13 protein-coding genes and 1 pseudogene are annotated in these 16,549 nt (G+C 71.8%); 4 read left to right on the top strand and 10 right to left on the bottom strand.

Annotated elements, in window-relative coordinates:
* Window positions 1–3: 3 nt before the first annotated feature.
* Complete coding sequence (gene sufB, locus A3IC_RS0128855; protein ID WP_020553549.1) at window positions 4–1,416, bottom strand: Fe-S cluster assembly protein SufB; 1,413 nt, start codon at window positions 1,414–1,416, stop codon at window positions 4–6.
* A complete protein-coding gene (locus tag A3IC_RS0128860; RefSeq protein ID WP_052173856.1) occupies window positions 1,413–2,249 on the bottom strand; it encodes a helix-turn-helix transcriptional regulator in 837 nt (278 codons plus the stop codon). The genes sufB and A3IC_RS0128860 overlap by 4 nt, the downstream gene beginning before the upstream one ends.
* 202 nt (window positions 2,250–2,451) lie before the next feature.
* On the opposite strand from A3IC_RS0128860, the gene A3IC_RS0128865 reads away from it, so the two are divergent.
* From A3IC_RS0128865 to A3IC_RS57125, 3 genes are all read left to right on the top strand, one after another.
* Window positions 2,452–3,381 carry an ABC transporter ATP-binding protein gene (locus tag A3IC_RS0128865; protein WP_020553551.1) on the top strand — a complete coding sequence of 310 codons (930 nt, stop codon included), beginning with the start codon at window positions 2,452–2,454 and terminating at the stop codon, window positions 3,379–3,381.
* 68 nt (window positions 3,382–3,449) lie between these two features.
* Window positions 3,450–4,166: an ABC transporter permease gene (locus A3IC_RS0128870; RefSeq protein WP_052173861.1), complete on the top strand. Its 717-nt coding sequence runs from the start codon at window positions 3,450–3,452 to the stop codon at window positions 4,164–4,166.
* Window positions 4,167–4,259: 93 nt separating this feature from the next.
* Window positions 4,260–5,216 (top strand): COX15/CtaA family protein, encoded by a 957-nt coding sequence (locus A3IC_RS57125; RefSeq protein WP_020553553.1) that lies wholly within the window; start codon window positions 4,260–4,262, stop codon window positions 5,214–5,216.
* Window positions 5,217–5,308: 92 nt separating this feature from the next.
* On the opposite strand, the gene egtD is transcribed toward A3IC_RS57125, so the two are convergent.
* The 4 genes and pseudogenes from egtD to egtA all read right to left on the bottom strand — a co-directional run bounded on the left by egtD (window position 5,309) and on the right by egtA (window position 9,926).
* Window positions 5,309–6,286 (bottom strand): L-histidine N(alpha)-methyltransferase, encoded by a 978-nt coding sequence (egtD, locus tag A3IC_RS71435; protein ID WP_040877332.1) that lies wholly within the window; start codon window positions 6,284–6,286, stop codon window positions 5,309–5,311.
* A 147-nt stretch (window positions 6,287–6,433) separates the two neighbouring features.
* Window positions 6,434–7,159 (bottom strand): annotated as a pseudogene (gene egtC, locus A3IC_RS71440) (ergothioneine biosynthesis protein EgtC); the annotation flags it as partial.
* Window positions 7,159–8,577, bottom strand: a complete 1,419-nt coding sequence (gene egtB / locus A3IC_RS0128885; RefSeq protein ID WP_020553555.1) for an ergothioneine biosynthesis protein EgtB — start codon at window positions 8,575–8,577, stop codon at window positions 7,159–7,161. The gene egtB and the pseudogene egtC, both read right to left, overlap by 1 nt.
* 110 nt (window positions 8,578–8,687) lie before the next feature.
* On the bottom strand, window positions 8,688–9,926 hold the full coding sequence (gene egtA, locus A3IC_RS0128890) for an ergothioneine biosynthesis glutamate--cysteine ligase EgtA (protein ID WP_020553556.1): 1,239 nt from the start codon (window positions 9,924–9,926) through the stop codon (window positions 8,688–8,690).
* Between the two features lie 382 nt (window positions 9,927–10,308).
* On the opposite strand from egtA, the gene A3IC_RS0128895 reads away from it, so the two are divergent.
* A complete protein-coding gene (locus A3IC_RS0128895) occupies window positions 10,309–11,022 on the top strand; it encodes a hypothetical protein (RefSeq protein ID WP_020553557.1) in 714 nt (237 codons plus the stop codon).
* A gap of 225 nt (window positions 11,023–11,247) precedes the next feature.
* Here the strand turns inward: A3IC_RS0128895 and pgl are convergent, their stop codons facing one another.
* Genes pgl through A3IC_RS0128915 form a run of 4 tightly spaced genes read right to left on the bottom strand, consistent with a single transcriptional unit; the run spans window position 11,248 to window position 16,404 of the window.
* Window positions 11,248–12,003: a 6-phosphogluconolactonase gene (gene pgl, locus A3IC_RS0128900; RefSeq protein ID WP_020553558.1), complete on the bottom strand. Its 756-nt coding sequence runs from the start codon at window positions 12,001–12,003 to the stop codon at window positions 11,248–11,250.
* Window positions 12,000–13,172, bottom strand: a complete 1,173-nt coding sequence (opcA, locus tag A3IC_RS0128905) for a glucose-6-phosphate dehydrogenase assembly protein OpcA (RefSeq protein ID WP_020553559.1) — start codon at window positions 13,170–13,172, stop codon at window positions 12,000–12,002. The genes pgl and opcA overlap by 4 nt, the downstream gene beginning before the upstream one ends.
* Complete coding sequence (gene zwf, locus A3IC_RS0128910; protein ID WP_020553560.1) at window positions 13,169–14,725, bottom strand: glucose-6-phosphate dehydrogenase; 1,557 nt, start codon at window positions 14,723–14,725, stop codon at window positions 13,169–13,171. The genes opcA and zwf overlap by 4 nt, the downstream gene beginning before the upstream one ends.
* Entirely contained in the window at window positions 14,722–16,404 is a 1,683-nt protein-coding gene (locus A3IC_RS0128915) for a glucose-6-phosphate isomerase (protein WP_211232315.1), read from the bottom strand. The genes zwf and A3IC_RS0128915 overlap by 4 nt, the downstream gene beginning before the upstream one ends.
* Window positions 16,405–16,549: the final 145 nt, after the last annotated feature.

A 16,549-nucleotide genomic window follows, 5' to 3' on the forward strand; every position in this document is an offset into this window, starting at 1 on the left:
GGACTAGCCCACAGCCCCTTCCATCTGAAGCTCGATCAGGCGGTTCAACTCGAGGGCGTACTCCATGGGGAGTTCGCGCGCGATGGGCTCGACGAACCCGCGCACGATCATCGCCATGGCCTCGTCCTCGGTCATGCCGCGGCTCATGAGGTAGAACAGCTGGTCGTCGGAGATCTTGGAGACGGTCGCCTCGTGACCCATCGACACGTCGTCCTCGCGGACGTCGACGTACGGGTAGGTGTCCGAGCGGCTGATCGTGTCCACGAGCAGCGCGTCGCACTTGACCGACGAGGTCGAGCCGTGCGCACCCTCCTCGATCTGGACCAGACCGCGGTAGGAGGTGCGGCCACCGCCGCGCGCGACCGACTTGGACACGATGTTGGACGACGTGTTCGGGGCGCAGTGCACCATCTTCGAACCGGCGTCCTGGTGCTGGCCCTCGCCCGCGAAGGCGATCGACAGCGTCTCGCCCTTGGCGTGCTCGCCGAGCAGCCACACGGCCGGGTACTTCATGGTGACCTTGGAACCGATGTTGCCGTCGATCCACTCCATCGTGGCGCCCTCGTGGGCCACCGCGCGCTTGGTCACCAGGTTGTACACGTTGTTCGACCAGTTCTGGATGGTCGTGTACCGCACCCGGGCGTTCTTCTTGACGATGATCTCGACCACGGCCGAGTGCAGCGAGTCCGACTTGTAGATCGGCGCCGTGCAGCCCTCGACGTAGTGCACGTGGGAGCCCTCGTCGGCGATGATCAGCGTGCGCTCGAACTGGCCCATGTTCTCGGTGTTGATCCGGAAGTAGGCCTGGAGCGGGATCTCCACGTGCACGCCCGGCGGGACGTAGATGAACGAGCCGCCGGACCACACCGCGGTGTTCAGCGCGGAGAACTTGTTGTCGCCGGTCGGGATGACCGAGCCGAAGTACTCCTTGAACAGCTCCGGGTGCTCGCGCAGCCCGGTGTCGGTGTCCAGGAAGATGACGCCCTGCTCCTCCAGGTCCTCGCGGATCTGGTGGTAGACGACCTCGGACTCGTACTGGGCGGCGACGCCCGCGACCAGGCGCTGCTTCTCCGCCTCCGGGATGCCGAGCCGGTCATAGGTGTTCTTGATGTCCTCGGGCAGGTCCTCCCACGAGGCGGCCTGCTTCTCGGTCGAGCGCACGAAGTACTTGATGTTGTCGAAGTCGATCCCGGAGAGGTCGGAGCCCCACGTCGGCATCGGCTTCTTGCCGAAGAGCCGAAGGCCCTTCATGCGCTGCTTCAACATCCACTCGGGCTCGGACTTCTTCGCCGAGATGTCCGCGACGACCTCTTCGGAAATGCCTCGTCGCGCCGAGGCACCGGCGGTGTCCGAGTCGGCCCAGCCGTACTCGTATGTGCCCAGGCCCTCGAGCTCGGGGCGAGCGTCGGTGGTCATGAAGTAGTCCTCCCGGAAGCCGGGGTGGCGTCGGTCGATTCCCGCGGACGGGAAGGGCCCCGGCGCGGCGGATTCTTGTCTTCGCTGTTCTTGCGGCCGGACGAGCCGACCCCGCGACCGGTCGGACCGGCCGATTGAGCCTGTACAGCGGGAACGTGCGTGGTGCAGACGCCGTCGCCGTGGGCGATCGTCGCCAGCCGTTGCACGTGCGTACCGAGAAGGCGCGCGAACACCTCGGCCTCGGCCTCGCAGAGCTGCGGGAACCGCTCGGCGACGTGAGCCACCGGACAGTGGTGCTGGCAAAGCTGCTCTCCGCCGGGTGCAGGCCGCGCACTCGCGGCATACCCGTCGGCGGACAGCGCCTCGGCCAGCGCTCGGGCCCGCTCCCCGGCGGGCGCGGACTCGACCGAGGGACGATACCTCTCCTCGCGCGCGGCAAGCCGGTCGCGGGCGAATTTCGCCACCGCCTCGTCGCCGAGGTGCTCGGCGACGAAGCCCAGCGCGTCGGCCGCCAGCTCGTCGTACTCCTGGTGGAAACCGGAGCGGCCGGCGTCGGTGAGTGCGAACACCTTGGCCGGGCGACCCCGACCGCGGCGCCCGTAGACGCGCTGCTCGGTGGCCTCGACCACACCCTCGGCGACCAGTGCGTCCAGATGGCGACGCACGCCCGCCGGGGTCAGCTCCAACCGCTCGGCCAGGTCCGCCGCGGTGGACGGGCCGTGGTCGACGATCGAACGGGTGACCCGGTGCCGGGTGCCCTCGTGACCGTCATGCTCGGGCGTGCCGACAGCCGGGACGGGGGTCCGCCTCGGTGCCTCTTCGCTCGTCCGCATGTTTTCCACAACACCATTGTTGCGTTAATCGCGCCGCACACCAAACGGTGATCACGTGCGGTCCGTCACTTAGGTGTGCCTAACAACACACCCGCTCGGCGCACCCGGCCCGACCTGCGGATATCTCTGACGACCCGTCAGGTGGGCCGATCCGGACGACCCCGCCACAAGGGGTGCCGAGACCTTTCTAGACTGACTCGTCATGGACTCCTCGCCGCCGGCAGTCGCGATCACGGGCCTGGTCAAGCGCTACGGCGACAAGACCGCCGTGGACGGGCTCTCGCTCACCGTCGAACGCGGCCTGGTGACCGCGGTACTCGGCCCCAACGGAGCCGGGAAGACCAGCACGATCGAGATCTGTGAAGGCTACCGCCGTGCCGACGCCGGCGAGGTGCGGGTGCTCGGCCTGGACCCGGTACGCGACGCCACCGCGCTGCGGCCCCGGATCGGGGTGATGTTGCAGGCGGGCGGCGTGTACTCGGGAGCGCGCGCCGAGGAGATGTTGCGCCACGTGGCGAAGCTGCACGCGCACCCCTTGGACGTGTCGATGCTGATCGAGCGACTGGGCCTGGGCTCGTGCGGACGGACCACCTACCGGCGGCTGTCCGGCGGGCAGCAGCAGCGCCTCGCGCTCGCGCTCGCCGTGGTCGGCCGCCCCGAGCTGGTCTTCCTGGACGAGCCGACCGCCGGACTGGACCCGCACGCCCGGCACGCCACCTGGGACCTGGTGCGCGAGCTGCGCGCCGACGGGGTGAGCGTGGTGCTGACCACCCACCTGATGGACGAGGCCGAGAAGCTGGCCGACGAGGTGGCGATCGTGGATCGGGGCCGGGTGATCGCGTCCGGCTCGCCCGAGGCGCTGTGCCACGACGGCGCGGAGAACTCGCTGCGCTTCGCCGGGCCGCCCGGCCTGGACCTGGGCTCGCTGTTGAACGCGCTGCCGGAGGGCGCCAAGGCGCTGGAGGTGTCCCGCGGCGCGTACCGGATCGAGGGCGACATCGACCCGCAGCTGCTGGCCACGGTCACCTCGTGGTGCGCGCAGCACGGGGTGATGCCGGAGCGGCTGACCGTGGAACGACGCAGCCTGGAGGACGTGTTCATGGAGCTGACCGGACGGGAGCTGCGGAGTTGAGCGCGGTGGCGAAGGAGCAGACGCGCGGTACGTTCGCGCCCGCGCCGGGGGCCGCGCCGCCGGCGCGGATGATCCTGGCGCAGAGCGCCCTGGAGACCCGGATGTTGCTGCGCAACGGCGAGCAACTGCTGCTGACGGTGATCATCCCGACACTGCTGCTGGTGGTCTTCTCCTCGGCGGACATCGTGGACACCGGGGACGGCGAGCGGGTGGACTTCCTGGCGCCGGGAGTGCTCGCGCTCGCGGTGTTGTCGACCGCGTTCACCGGACAGGCGATCGCGACCGGGTTCGAGCGGCGCTACGGCGTGCTCAAGCTGCTCGGCTCGACCCCGCTGCCGCGTTGGGGGCTGATGGTCGCCAAGACGGCCTGCGTGATCCTGGTGGAGATCCTCCAGGTGACGCTGCTCGTGGTGATCGCGCTGGCGCTGGGCTGGTCGCCGCACGGCAATCCGGCCTGGGTGGTCCTGCTGCTCGTGCTGGGCACGGCGGCGTTCTCCGGGCTGGGCCTGTTGATGGCCGGGACGCTGCGCGCCGAGGCGACGCTGGCCGCCGCGAATCTGGTGTTCATCCTGCTGCTGCTCGGTGGCGGGGTGATCGTGCCGCTGGACAAATTCCCCTCCGGGGTCGAGCACACGCTCGCGCTGCTGCCGATCTCGGCGCTCTCCGACGGGCTTCGGGACGTGCTCCGGGACGGATCGGGGCTGCCGCTGGGCGACGTGGCGATTCTGGCGGTCTGGTCGGTTTTGGGGCTGGGCGCCGCGGCGCGCTTCTTCCGCTGGGAGTGAGGCCCGGAAGCGGAGTCGGGTGCGCGGTGGGAGCGGCATCGGTCGACACCCCTGGTGCGCTTGTGAATTCATTCACGACGTAGCATGTCGCGCATGAGTCTGCAGGCCGTCTCCCCCCTCGTCGCCCGCCGCGTGTTCCTCGCGAACCTGGTGGCGCAGATCGGCATCGTCGTCACGGGCGGTCTCGTCCGACTCACCGACTCGGGCCTGGGGTGTGACACCTGGCCCCGGTGCGACAGCGACACCAGCGACTGGACGCCGCACCAGGCGGTCAGCCACCACGCGTACATCGAGTTCGGCAACCGCATGCTGACCTACGTGGTCGGCGCGATCGCGGTGGCCTGCGTGGTGGCCGCGTACCGGCTGACCGTGCGCCGCAAGGACATCACCACGCTGGCCTGGATCCAGATCGGCACGGTCGTCGGCCAGGCCGTGCTCGGCGGCATCACCGTGCTGACCGACCTGCACCCGATGGCGGTGGCCAGTCACCTGCTCCTGTCGATGCTGCTGATCGCGTCGGCGGTCGCGCTGTACGAACGCGGCGGCGAGGGCGACGCGCCGGCCCGGCTGCTGGTCCGCCCCGAGATCCGCTGGTTCGGCTACGGCACGCTGGCCGTGGCCGCCGCGCTGATCGTGATCGGCACCGTGGTCACCGGCTCCGGACCGCACGCGGGCGACCTCAAGGCCAAGCGCTTCGACGTGGACATCGACCAGATGGCCTGGCTGCACGCCGACCTGGCCTTCCTGCTCCTGGGCGCGGCCGTCGCCCTGGCCCTGGCCCTGCGCGTCACCGACGCCCCCGCAGCCGCCCAGCACCGCGTCCGGTGGCTGCTGGCCGTGCTGATCCCGCAGGGCCTGATCGGCTACGTCCAGTACTTCAACGGCCTCCCCGAGTGGATGGTCCTCACCCACATGCTCGGCGCCGCCCTCACCGTGGTCACCGCCACCCGTGCCCTGTTCGGCCTGCGCGTGCGGGGCGAGGCGTCGCCCGACACCGAGACCGACGACCTCGACACCGAACTGCGCGAACCGGTCGCCACCAGCTACTGACCACCGGACGCCGTCCCACCGGACGCCGTCGCGGAAAACGGGTCGAACCCTCGCGGGTCCGACCCGTTTCGATGTTCCGGGAACACCTCGGGTCAGCGGGTGGGCACCGCCAGCAGAAGGGCGAACCGGGCCTGCGGGTCGGTCCACCAGTGACGGACGGTGAAGCCCGCTTCGGCCAACTCGGCGAGCAGCGCCTCGCGGCGGAACTTGGTGGAGATCTCGGTGCGCAGCAGCTCACCCTCGGTGAACTCGAGGGACAGATCCACCGCCGGGATCTTGACGGTCTGGTCGACCCGGGAGCGCAGGTGCATCTCGATGCGCTCCGCCTCGGCGTTCCACAGCGCGACGTGATCGTAGGCGTCGGGGTCGAAGTCGGCGTCGAGTTCGCGGTTGAGCACGTGCAGCACGTTCTTGTTGAAGGCGGCGGTGACGCCCTGGCTGTCGTCGTAGGCGGCGACCAGGACGCCCGGATCCTTGACCAGGTCGACGCCGAGCAACAGGGTGTCGTCGGCGCTCAGCGCGCGGCGCAGGATGCGATAGAAGTCCGTGCGCTGCGCCGGGTCGAGGTTGCCGAGCGTGCTGCCCAGGAAGCTGAGCAGGCGGGGGCCCGGTTCGTCGGCCAGTGCCAGGTCGTGTTCGAAGTCGGTGACCGTGGCCGCGACCCGCAGCGCCGGGTAGTCGCGACACAGCGCCTCGCCGGCCTGGATCAGCGCCGAGTCGCTCACGTCCAGCGGTACATAGCGGTCCAGCGTGCCGGCGTCGGTGAGCGCGTCCAGGAGCAGGCGGGTCTTGCGGGAGGAGCCGGAGCCGAGCTCGATCAGGGTGTGGGCCCGGGTGGCGGCGGCGATCTCGGCGGCGCGCCGGGTGAGGATCTCCTGTTCGGCACGGGTGGGGTAGTACTCGGGGAGGTGGGTGATCTGCTCGAACAACTCGCTGCCGCGCGCGTCGTAGAACCACTTCGGCGGCAGCGACTTGGTCGGCGCCGCCAGGCCCCGGAGCACGTCGGCGCGCAGGGTGGTGTCGAAGTAGTCGGCGGGCAGGCGGTGATCGAGGGTGAAGCGGCTGTTCATGGGACGCCGTTCCTGTGGGGTGGATGACGGACGCCGTTCCTGCGAGGCGGCCGGCGGACGTGCGGCGACGGCCCGTACGGGGCGGATCGCGGCGATGCGGACACCGCTGCGGGTGGCCAGGAGAAGGGAGCGGTCGGGTACCTCGACCCACTCGCCCCAACCGCCGACCGTGTCCTCGTCGGGCTCGGAGGCGACCAGGACCCGCCCGGGGGCGGTGCGGTACCAGAGGGTGTCCCCGTATCGGGTGGCGAAGACGGTCCCGCCGTCGGTGAGCAGCAGGTTGAGCCGGGCGTCCGGGCGCACCTCGGCGATCCGCCGCACCAGCGCGGCCAGCGCACCGCCGACCGGCTCGCGCTGCCGGAGTCGGCGCGCGAGCATGGCCCACAGCAGCGCCGAGTCGCAGCGCGCCTCCAGGGCGAGCAGGTCGGCCGGATCGAGCGCGGGCCCGATCGGCAGCCGGGTCCAGTCCGGGATGGCGCCGTTGTGGCTGAACAGCCAGCGGCCGTCCCGAAACGGCGCCGCCGCGGCCTCGTCCTGGCTGGTGCCGGCGGTGGCGCTGCGCACCGCGGCCAGGAACGCGCCGCTGCGCACGGTGCGGGCCAGGTCGGGCAGGTTCGGGTCGGCCCAGATCGGCAACGCCCGCCGGTAGCGGGCGGGTTCGACGTCCACGACGGCGCCGGCCCCGGCCTCGTCCGACGGCGCCGATGCGGCCGGCCCGCCCGGATACCAGCCGAAGCCGAAGCCGTCCACGTTGACCGTCCCGTACCGCTGCCGACGCGGCGCCCAGGACTGCTCGTACAGGCCGTGCGCCGGGTCGACCAGGACCTCGGCGAGGGTGATCTCCGGTCCCAGATAGGCCAGATGACGACACATCAGCGCGCCTCCCGGGGCGCCGCGTCGCGGGCGGTCCGGAAGCCGGCGAAGATCTGCCGGCGAATCGGCAGGTCCCAGTTGCGGAACGTGCCTCGGGCCACCACCTCGTCCACACCGAACGCGCCACCGCGCAACACCTTGTGCCCGGGGCCGAAGAACACCTCGGAGTACTCCCGGTACGGGAACGCCGCGAACCCGGGATAGGGCAGGAAGTCGGAGGCCGTCCACTCCCAGACGTCGCCGAGCAGTTGCCGCGCCCCACACGCCGCGGCGCCGGCCGGATAGGCGCCGGCGGACGCCGGTCGCAGGTGCCGCTGGCCGAGGTTGGCGTGTTCGGGTGTGGGCTCCGCGTCGCCCCACGGATACCGCCGCGAGCGGCCCTCGGCCGGATCGTGCCGGGCCGCCTTCTCCCACTCGGCCTCGGTCGGCAGCCGCCGTCCGGCCCAGCGGGCGTAGGCGTCGGCCTCGTACCAGCACACGTGCAGGACCGGCTCGGCCGGCGGCACCGGCTCGGTCCGGCCGAACCGCCGGCGCAGCCAGGTGTCGCCGTCCCGTCGCCAGAACAACGGGGCGGTGAGGTCTGCGTCCTGCCGGTGTCGCCAACCCTGCGGACTCCACCAACGGTCGTCCGCGTATCCGCCGTCGGCGATGAACTCCAGGTAGGCCGCGTTGGTCACCGGCACGGTGTCCAACCAGAACTCCGGTACGTCCACCATGTGCGCGGGTCGCTCGTTGTCCAGCGCCCACGGATCGGTGTCGGTACCCATCTCGAACGGCCCTGCGGCGACCAGGACTTCGCCCGGCAGCGCGCCGACCTCGGCCGCTGCGGGCGGCGCCGGCGCGTGCAACACCGTTGCCCCGGGCCGTAGTTGATGGGTGGCCAGCATGGTCTCGTCGTGCTGCTGCTCGTGCTGGGCGAGCATGCCGAACACGAAGCCCTCGGCCAGGAGCGGGTCGCCGCCGGTGCCGAGATCGACGGATTCCAGTACATGCGAGGTGTGTTCGCGAACCCGCCCGACGTACTCCCGGGCCTGTTCGGGCCCGAGCAGGGGCAGCGCGGGCCGATCGGCGCGCGGGTGCCGGAACGCGTCGTACAGCGCATCCAGGTCCGGACGCAGCGCGGGTTCACCGCCGGCCCGGCGGACCAGCCACAGTTCCTCCTGGTTGCCGATGTGCGCCAGGTCCCAGACCAGCGGCGACATCAAGGTGGAGTGTTGGGCGGTCAGTTCCTCGTCGGTCAGGCAGTCGGTGAGAGCGAGCGTCCGGCGTCGGGCCCGGGCCAGCGCGGCGCGGGCTATCGCCCGGCGGTCGGCGACCGGGGACTCGCCCCGGGTCCCGTTCGGCTGTGCGGGTCGCGCGGATCGCGCGGCCTCGGATCGTGCGGATTGCTCGGGGTTCGCGGATTGCTCGGGGTTCATGGGCGGTGCGGGTCGCTCGGGCTGTGCGGCCTGTGACGTCGCCGGCCCGGACCGCTTCGACTGCTTCGATCGCTTCGACGCCTTCGACGGCTGCGATGGCTTCAACGACTTCATCGACTGGTCCTTTCCAGCAGGTCGTCCGCGGGACATCGGCCCCGTTCGGCGTAGCGCCGGTTGAATTCGGCGACGGCCGCACGGAGCGGGCCGGGGGCGCCGTTGTCGGAGAGGGCGTTCTCGGTGGCGGCGAAGCATGCCCGAATCGCCTTGCCGAGCACGGGATCGGCGGGTCCGAGTCGGGCGGCCCGACTCCAGACCGAGTCGTTCGGCACCGCCGAGCCGTTCGGACACAGCGGCTCGGTCGCCTCCCAGGCCGCCTCGGCCGCGACCGGGTCGTCCAGGAGGGTGGCGGCCATCGCGGCGGGGACGACCCAGTCGTCGCCGCACTGGGCGTCGATCATCCGCAGCTCCAGCCAGCCGCGCGGGCGGACCGGCGGGAAGAGCGTGGTCAGGTGGTAGTCGAGATCCTCCAGGGTGGGTGGGCGCACGCCGGGTGCGCCGCGCATCCAGGAGCGGAAGGTCAGCCCCTCGGGTGCGGTCCAGCCGTCCGCCGAACTGCCGCGTACACACAGCAGCGGGGCGTCCAGCGCGTAGCACGCCCATGCGGCGCGCGGATCCCGACCGGCTCCCGGCGGTCGGGTGCGGCCGGGGTCCATGCGGGCCCAGACCAGTTGTCGAGTCGACCGCCAACCGGTCGGTTCGCCTTGCCACAGCGGCGAGTTGGCGAACGCGGCGACCAGTACCGGGCCGATTCGGTGGGTCAGTTCCCACCGCGATCGGTAGCCCCGGCGGCCGTCGCCCTCCTCACCCGCGTCCAGGTTGACCTGCACGGACGCGGTGCCGCGCATCATCATCCGGCCCCATGAGCCGTCCCGGTCGAAGTACGCCTCCATCGCCCGGTAGCGGGGATGGTCCACGATCCGTGGCGGGTCCTGATACGGCTCCAGGCCGTGGCCGGCGAGCACCAGTCCGCTCGCGGCCAGCGCCTGCTCCAGGGCGGCCGTGTCGGCCCGGAGGTCCCGGGCGCATGCGGCGAGCGAGGTGGCGGGCGGTGAGCTCAGCTCGACCTGCCCACCCGGCTCGCGGGTCAACCTGCTGCCGAACGGCAGCCCCTGCGCCTTCAGCGGAGCCAGGGCCTCGTCCAGCCGCTCCGGCGCCACCACCCGGCGGGCGTCGGCGCCGTCGTGCACGATCCATTCCAACTCGATCCCCACCCGTGCGGGTGGGCCGGTCTTGAAGCACACCCCGTGCACGTGGGCCTGTGCGTCGTCCTCCTTCAGAGCGGTAGCCATCGCCCTCACTCCTTCGGTCCATCCACGTGGTCCCGGGTTCGGTCCACTCGGGGACCCATTTTGGTCCCTCACGTCACTTTCCCGCTCTGCTGTACCCGGCGAATGGGACCGGGACACCCGTACCCCCGTGAACCCCGAACCACGCCCGGATGACGCCCGGACGGCCCCGGGGCGAGACGAACCGGTTGCCCTACGTGCCCCGGGCGAGTCCGCCGGCGACGCCCGGGCATGGGGGCGCGAGACGCTCAGCGCGCGGCGGGGGCGCTCGGGCGCGGACGGTGGGGGCCGAGGAGGGAGCGCTCGGGTACGGGTTTTTCTGGGCGCGCTGTCCACCCCGACCGGCAGGCCGACACATCCGCCGGCAGCGCCCCGATGACCGGGGTTGGCCGACCATGGCATCGGCCTCGACGAGCACGGGCACGGCGGTCCGGTCCTGCGGCCGGTGGGCGCGTGCGTACCGCTCGACGAGGGGGCGCGAGTCGTCGGCCGGCCGCCCGGTCCGCGGGTGCGGGACCGCTTCGGCCGGCGAGTATCGGCCCGCGCGACGACGCGACCGGCGCTGGACAACGCCGTACGGGTGCCCTGTCATGGTGCGATGACCGCCGCGAAGCCGACACCGATCCCCATCCCGCCCATCGACCTGGACGGGTACACCGGCAGGCACGATCACGACTTCCCGCTGCACCGGGAGCGCGGATTCGCCTTCTTCGCGCCCGCGCCCGAGGGCGTCGCGGAGAATTCGGGGCACGGCCTCGAAGCGGCCAGGCGCGACAGGTTGCTCTTCGATCTCGCCTCCTGGCATCACGACGTCGCGCCGGCGTACGTTCGGGCCCGGGCGGCGGAAGCCCGCGCGCACGAGGCGCTCCGGGTCGGCGACGAGGACCCGACCGACACGCACCGCGACGAGGCGGTGCGGGCGGTCAGGGCGTACGCGTGCGCCCGCTCCGACCTGCTCGTACTCCTCGACCGGCAGCCCATCCCGCGCGGCGGCGAGTCCCTCTACGAGCGCTACGTCCCCGAGCCGACCCGGATCGACCCGACCACCCTGACCCCCGAAACCGACCTCCGGCGCCGCGCGGGGCTGCCGCTTCCGTAGCGGGCCGGTCGTCCCCGCTCGCCGCTGGAAGGCTCCCTGCCTCGGGCGCGGCACGGTTTCGTCGGCATCCCGGTCCGCCTTGGTGGCCACGCTTCGCACACCCCGAGGCCCGAGGCGACCGACCCATCGCACGAGAAGGCGCCGACCCATACGAAAGGGCGGGACGGGAGCCCTCCGGCTCCGTCCCGCCCTTCGTGACTCCCTTACGCCCGAGAAGGCTTCGGCCTACTCCGGCAGCTTCGAAGCCGCCGCCCGGTCCAGCAGCCACAGCGTCGCGCCCGTGCCGTACGCCCCAGCCGCCGGCGTCTTCGTCGCGTCCGAGGACGCCCGCGCCGTCGCGACCGCGTCCGCCTTGTCCTCGCCCGCCGCGAGCAGCCACACCTCGTGGGCCGCGCGGATCGCCGGGAAGGTCAGGGTGATTCGGGTCGGCGGGGGCTTGGGGGCCTCCCGTACCGCGACCACCGTTCGGGTCGACTCCGCCGTGGCGGCGAAGCCGGGGAAGAGCGATGCCACGTGCGTGTCGGGGCCGACCCCGAACATGGCCAGCGTGAACGCCGGCACCGACGCGCCGTCCGACGCGGCGACAGCCAGCTCCGCCGCGTACCGCCGCGCCGCCGCGTCCACGTCGTCACCGTCCGGGCCGTCACTGGCCGGCATCGCGTGGACCAGTTCCGGCAGCACCGGGACCGTGTCGAGCAGCGCCTCGCGCGCCTGCGTCTCGTTGCGGTCGGGGTGGCCCGCCGGCAGGAACCGCTCGTCGCCCCACCAGATGTGCAGTCGGTCGAAGTCGATCGCGCCCAGCGTGGGCGTGAGCGACAACTCGTGCAGCAACGCGTTGCCGTTGCGGCCACCGGTCAGCACGATGTGCGCGACGTCGAATTCGGCCTGCGCGTCCGCGACCCGCTGGATCAGTCCGGTCGCGGCCGCCTTGGCCATCAGCGCCGTGTCGGCGTGCACCCGGACCGGGCCGTGAGGGCTCACGCGCCGTCGCCCTTCTTCTTCCGAGCGGCACGCGGCGCGGCGGGCTTGGCCGCGGCTGCCTTGCCCTCGCCCTGGTCGACCGCCTTGCGGGTCGCGACCCGCTTGCCGGCGGCCGCGCCCGACGTGCGCTTGAGCGGCGGCGCCGTACCGACCTCCTTGGCCGCCCGGCGCAGCGGCGGCTCGCCCTCCTCGACCCGCTCCACGTCCTGTACCGGCGTCTGGGACACCGGCGACTCGGTGAACGAGGCCGCGGAAGGCACCCGCGCCGCCTCCAGCGCGGCCCGGGCCAGCGTCGCCGCGTACACGTCGTCCGGGTCCAACCGGCGCAGTTCCTCGGCGACCAGGTCGGACGCCTCGCGGCGCTTGAGCGCGACCACGCGGTCCGGCTGACCGGGCGAGGACAGCGACGCCATCATCCCGTCCGGACGATCGATCACGATCTCGCCGTCCTCGGTCACCAGCGTCACCGAGGTGATCCCGGGGCCACCGGTCTCCACCCGCTCCACGTCGACCTCAAGCCGGTCGGTCAGCCACAGCGCGAGCAGTTCCGCGCTCGGGTTGCCCGCCTTCGCACCGACCTTCGCGCCCAGGATCCGGTTGTACTTCTGGTCCAGCGCCGCGGCCAGCAGGCTGCGCCACGGCGTGGTCCGGGTCCAAGCCAGGTCGGTGTCGCCCGGCGTGTACGCGCTCGCCCGCAGCCGCAGCACATCGGCCCGGCGCGGCGGCGCGGCGGCGTCGGTCACCCGGCGCGTGGCCAGCGCGCCCAGCAGGTCCTTGCTGGGCACCTCCGGCGCGCGCCCGGGCCACCACACCACGACCGGCGCGTCCGGCAGCAGCAGCGGCAGCACGACCGACTCGGCGTGGTCGGCCAACTCGCCGTGCATGCGCAGCAGTACGGTCTCGCCCACGCCCGAGTCGCCGACCCGGACCTCGGCGTCCAGCCGCGGCGCGATCTCCGCCCCCGGACGGCCGATCACCACGAGGATCCGCGACGGATGCTCCCGGGCGGCGGTGCTCGCGGCCTTCATCGCGTCGTACTGGTTGGCCTCGTCGGTGACGATGACCAGGGTGAGCACCATGCCCAGGGTGGGGCTGCCCATCCCGCGGCGGGCCTCCACCAGTGCGGCATTGATCTTGCTCGACTTGGTGTCCGTCAGATCGATCATCATGGGCGGCGCCAGCTCCGTCCGTCACGTGCGAGCATCTCGTCGGCCGCGTCCGGACCCCAGGTCCCGGACACGTAGGGCTCGGGCTTGCCGTGCTGCGCCCAGTGCTCCTCGATCGGGTCGAGGATCTTCCAGGAAAGCTCGACCTCCTCGTGCCGGGGGAACAGCGGCGCGTCGCCGAGCAGGACGTCGAGCAGCAGTCGCTCGTACGCCTCCGGGCTCGACTCGGTGAACGACTCGCCGTACGCGAAGTCCATGTTGACGTCGCGCACCTCCATCGCGGTGCCCGGCACCTTGGAGCCGAACCGAACCGTCATGCCCTCGTCCGGCTGCACCCGGATGACCAGGGCGTTCTGCCCCAGCTCCTCGGTCGCGGTGGCGTCGAAGGGCAGGTGCGGCGCGCGCTGGAAGACCACCGCGATCTCGGTCACCCGGCGGCCGAGCCGCTTGCCCGCGCGCAGGTAGAACGGCACGCCCGCCCAGCGGCGGTTGGCGATCTCCAGCTTGATCGCGGCGTAGGTGTCGGTGCGCGAGTCCGGCGGGATGCCGTCCTCTTCGAGGTAGCCCTTGGCCAGTTCACCGCCCTGCCAGCCGCGCGTGTACTGGGCCCGGACGGTGCCGCGCGAGAGGTCGTCGGGCAGCTTGATCGAGCTGAGCACCTTGAGCTTCTCGGCGACCAGCGAGTCGGCGTCGAAGGACACCGGCTCCTCCATCGCGGTCAGCGCGAGCAACTGGAGCAGGTGGTTCTGGATCACGTCGCGCGCGGCGCCGATGCCGTCGTAGTACCCGGCCCGGCCGCCGATGCCGATGTCCTCGGCCATGGTGATCTGGATGTGGTCCACGTAGGACCGGTTCCACAGCGGCTCGAACATGGTGTTGGCGAAGCGCAACGCCATGATGTTCTGGACGGTTTCCTTGCCCAGGTAGTGGTCGATCCGGAAGACCGATTCGGGCGGGAAGACCTCGTCGACGACCTTGTTCAGCTCGCGCGCGCTCTTGAGGTCGTGCCCGAACGGCTTCTCGATCACCACGCGGCGCCACGAGTCGGCCTTGGGGTCGGCGAGCCCGTGCTCCTTGAGCTGGCGCACCACCTCGGGGAACGCCTTCGGCGGCACCGACAGGTAGAACGCGTGGTTGCCCTGGGTGCCCTGCTGCTCATCCAACTCGTCGATCGTCTGACGCAGTTGGTCGAACGCCTTGCCGTCGTCGAACTCGCCCTGGACGAACCGGAACCCCTCGGAAAGCTGCTGCCACACCTCTTCCCGGAAGGGGGTCCGGGCGTGCTCCTTGACCGCTTCGTAGACGACCTGGGCGAAGTCCTGGTTCTCCCAGTCGCGCCGGGCGAACCCGGTCAGCGCGAAGCCCGGCGGCAACAATCCGCGGTTTGCCAGGTCGTAGATCGCCGGCATCAGCTTCTTGCGGGACAGGTCGCCGGTGACGCCGAAGATGACCAGGCCGGACGGGCCCGCGATGCGCGGGAGTCGGCGGTCCTGCGGGTCGCGCAGCGGGTTCTCCGGCCACACGGCCGGCTTGGACTTGCCGGTCTTGGGGCTCATCGAGCCGCTCCGTCCGCGAGGGCGCGGGCGGCGTCGAGCAGTTGCCCGAGTCCGGCCGCGCGGTCGGTCAGGTGCAGGCGCAGCACCGGGCGCTCGCGCGAGGTGATCGCGCCGAGGTCGCCCAGTGCCTGGGCCAGTTGCAGCCGGCCGAAGCTGTACGGCTTGGCCGGCACGTCCAGGTCCTCGGCGTTCGCGCCGGTGATCTGGAGGAACACGCCGACCGCGGGCCCGCCCTTGTGGAACTGGCCGGTGGAGTGCAGGAATCGTGGTGCCCAGCCGAAGGTGACCTGCTCGCCCTGAAGCGCCTTTGCCAGCAGCGGCCGCAACTTGGGCGCGTCGGTGTCGCCGAGCCGGTCCAGGTAGGCCATCACCGCGAGGTAGCCGTTGTCCGGCACCGTCGCGAGCAACGCGCGCAGCGCACCGGTCAGGTCGCTCGCCCCGTCCAGCAGCGCGGCGTCGCCGTGCACCTCGACCGCGCCGTCCACGAGGGCCGGTTCGCCCACCGGCAGCGGGCCGTCGTCGCCCGCCCTGGTCAGCAACGCGCCGGTGTTGTCCTTGGACTCCTGCACGTTGGGCTGGTCGAACGGGTCGATGCCGATCACCCGACCGGCGACCGCGGTCGCGTACTCCCACAGCAACAACTGCGCGCCCAGCGGCCCACACACACGCAGGTCGGCGTCGCGTCGGTCGACCTCCTCGTCACCGATCACGGTGCGCACCGCGTCGGCGCCCACCGCGTGGTCGAACCCGGGCGCGTCCACGCCCTCGACCACGACCGGCAGGACGCCGCGGCCCTGCTTGCCGGTGGACTCGGCGATCAACTGCTCGGCCCAGTCGCCGAAGCCGACGATGTCGCCGGTGTTGGCGAGCACGAGCTTGTCCCGGCCGTGGTTGGCGGCGGCGCCGAGCACCGCGCCCAGCAGCAGGCCCGGGTTGTCCCGGTCGCCGGCCAGCGCGGGTGCGAGCGCGGCGGCGTCGTCGAGGAGTTGCTCGACGTCCACCCCGGCCAGCGCGCTGGGCACCAGGCCGAACGCGGTCAGCGCCGAGTAGCGGCCCCCGACGTTGGGGTCGGCGAGCACGATCGTGTAGCCGGCGTTGCGCGCGGTGTTCTCCAGCGGCGAGCCCGGGTCGGTGACGACCACGATCCGGCCGGCGAGCTGGTCGTTGGTCAACCCCTCGTCCAGGAAAGCCTGTTCGAACGCGCGGCGGTGGCTGTCGGTCTCCACGGTGCCGCCACTCTTGCTGGAGACGACCACCACGGTGCGCTCCAGGTCTTCGCCGAGCGCGCGGCGGACCTGGGCGGGGTCGGTGGTGTCCAGCACGGTGAGCTTCTTGCCGTGGGTGGCGGTGATCACCTCGGGCGCCAGCGACGAGCCGCCCATGCCGGCCAGGACCACGTGGTCCAGGCCCTCGGCGCTCAAACGCTCGCGCAGTTCGGCCAGTTGTGGCAGCAGCGCGCGCGAGGAGGCGGGCAGGTCCACCCAACCCAGGCGGATCGCGGCCAGCGATTCGGCCTCCGGACCCCACAGCGTGGCGTCGGAGGCGACCAGGCGCGCGGGCACCTTGTCCACGACGCAGGCGGTGATGACTTCGGCGACTGCGGCGGCGTGCGATAGGTCACCGGAAACGGTGACATCCACGCCGCCGGCGGTCACGCGTTCGTCGTTTGCGTGTACCACGGGCGGTCAGCCCTCCTATTAATGGGGTGGGAGTGTGCTGAAATCATGCCCTGATTGCGTGGAGTATCCGTCCCGTCGCCGCCGAACGGGTCACATTCGGCGGCGCCGGGACGAAGGGGTGCTGCGCCGGTCGGCGAGGGAGGCC

The organism is Embleya scabrispora DSM 41855 (assembly GCF_000372745.1).
Classification (GTDB): domain Bacteria; phylum Actinomycetota; class Actinomycetes; order Streptomycetales; family Streptomycetaceae; genus Embleya; species Embleya scabrispora.

Excerpts from the sequence above, each read along its gene's own strand:
- sufB (WP_020553549.1), bottom strand. The coding sequence starts at position 1,416 with ATGACCACCGACGCTCGCCCCGAGCTCGAGGGCCTGGGCACATACGAG.
- A3IC_RS0128860 (WP_052173856.1), bottom strand. The coding sequence starts at position 2,249 with ATGCGGACGAGCGAAGAGGCACCGAGGCGGACCCCCGTCCCGGCTGTC.
- A3IC_RS0128865 (WP_020553551.1), top strand. The coding sequence starts at position 2,452 with ATGGACTCCTCGCCGCCGGCAGTCGCGATCACGGGCCTGGTCAAGCGC.
- A3IC_RS0128870 (WP_052173861.1), top strand. The coding sequence starts at position 3,450 with ATGATCCTGGCGCAGAGCGCCCTGGAGACCCGGATGTTGCTGCGCAAC.
- A3IC_RS57125 (WP_020553553.1), top strand. The coding sequence starts at position 4,260 with ATGAGTCTGCAGGCCGTCTCCCCCCTCGTCGCCCGCCGCGTGTTCCTC.
- egtD (WP_040877332.1), bottom strand. The coding sequence starts at position 6,286 with ATGAACAGCCGCTTCACCCTCGATCACCGCCTGCCCGCCGACTACTTC.
- egtB (WP_020553555.1), bottom strand. The coding sequence starts at position 8,577 with ATGAACCCCGAGCAATCCGCGAACCCCGAGCAATCCGCACGATCCGAG.
- egtA (WP_020553556.1), bottom strand. The coding sequence starts at position 9,926 with ATGGCTACCGCTCTGAAGGAGGACGACGCACAGGCCCACGTGCACGGG.
- opcA (WP_020553559.1), bottom strand. The coding sequence starts at position 13,172 with ATGATGATCGATCTGACGGACACCAAGTCGAGCAAGATCAATGCCGCA.
- zwf (WP_020553560.1), bottom strand. The coding sequence starts at position 14,725 with ATGAGCCCCAAGACCGGCAAGTCCAAGCCGGCCGTGTGGCCGGAGAAC.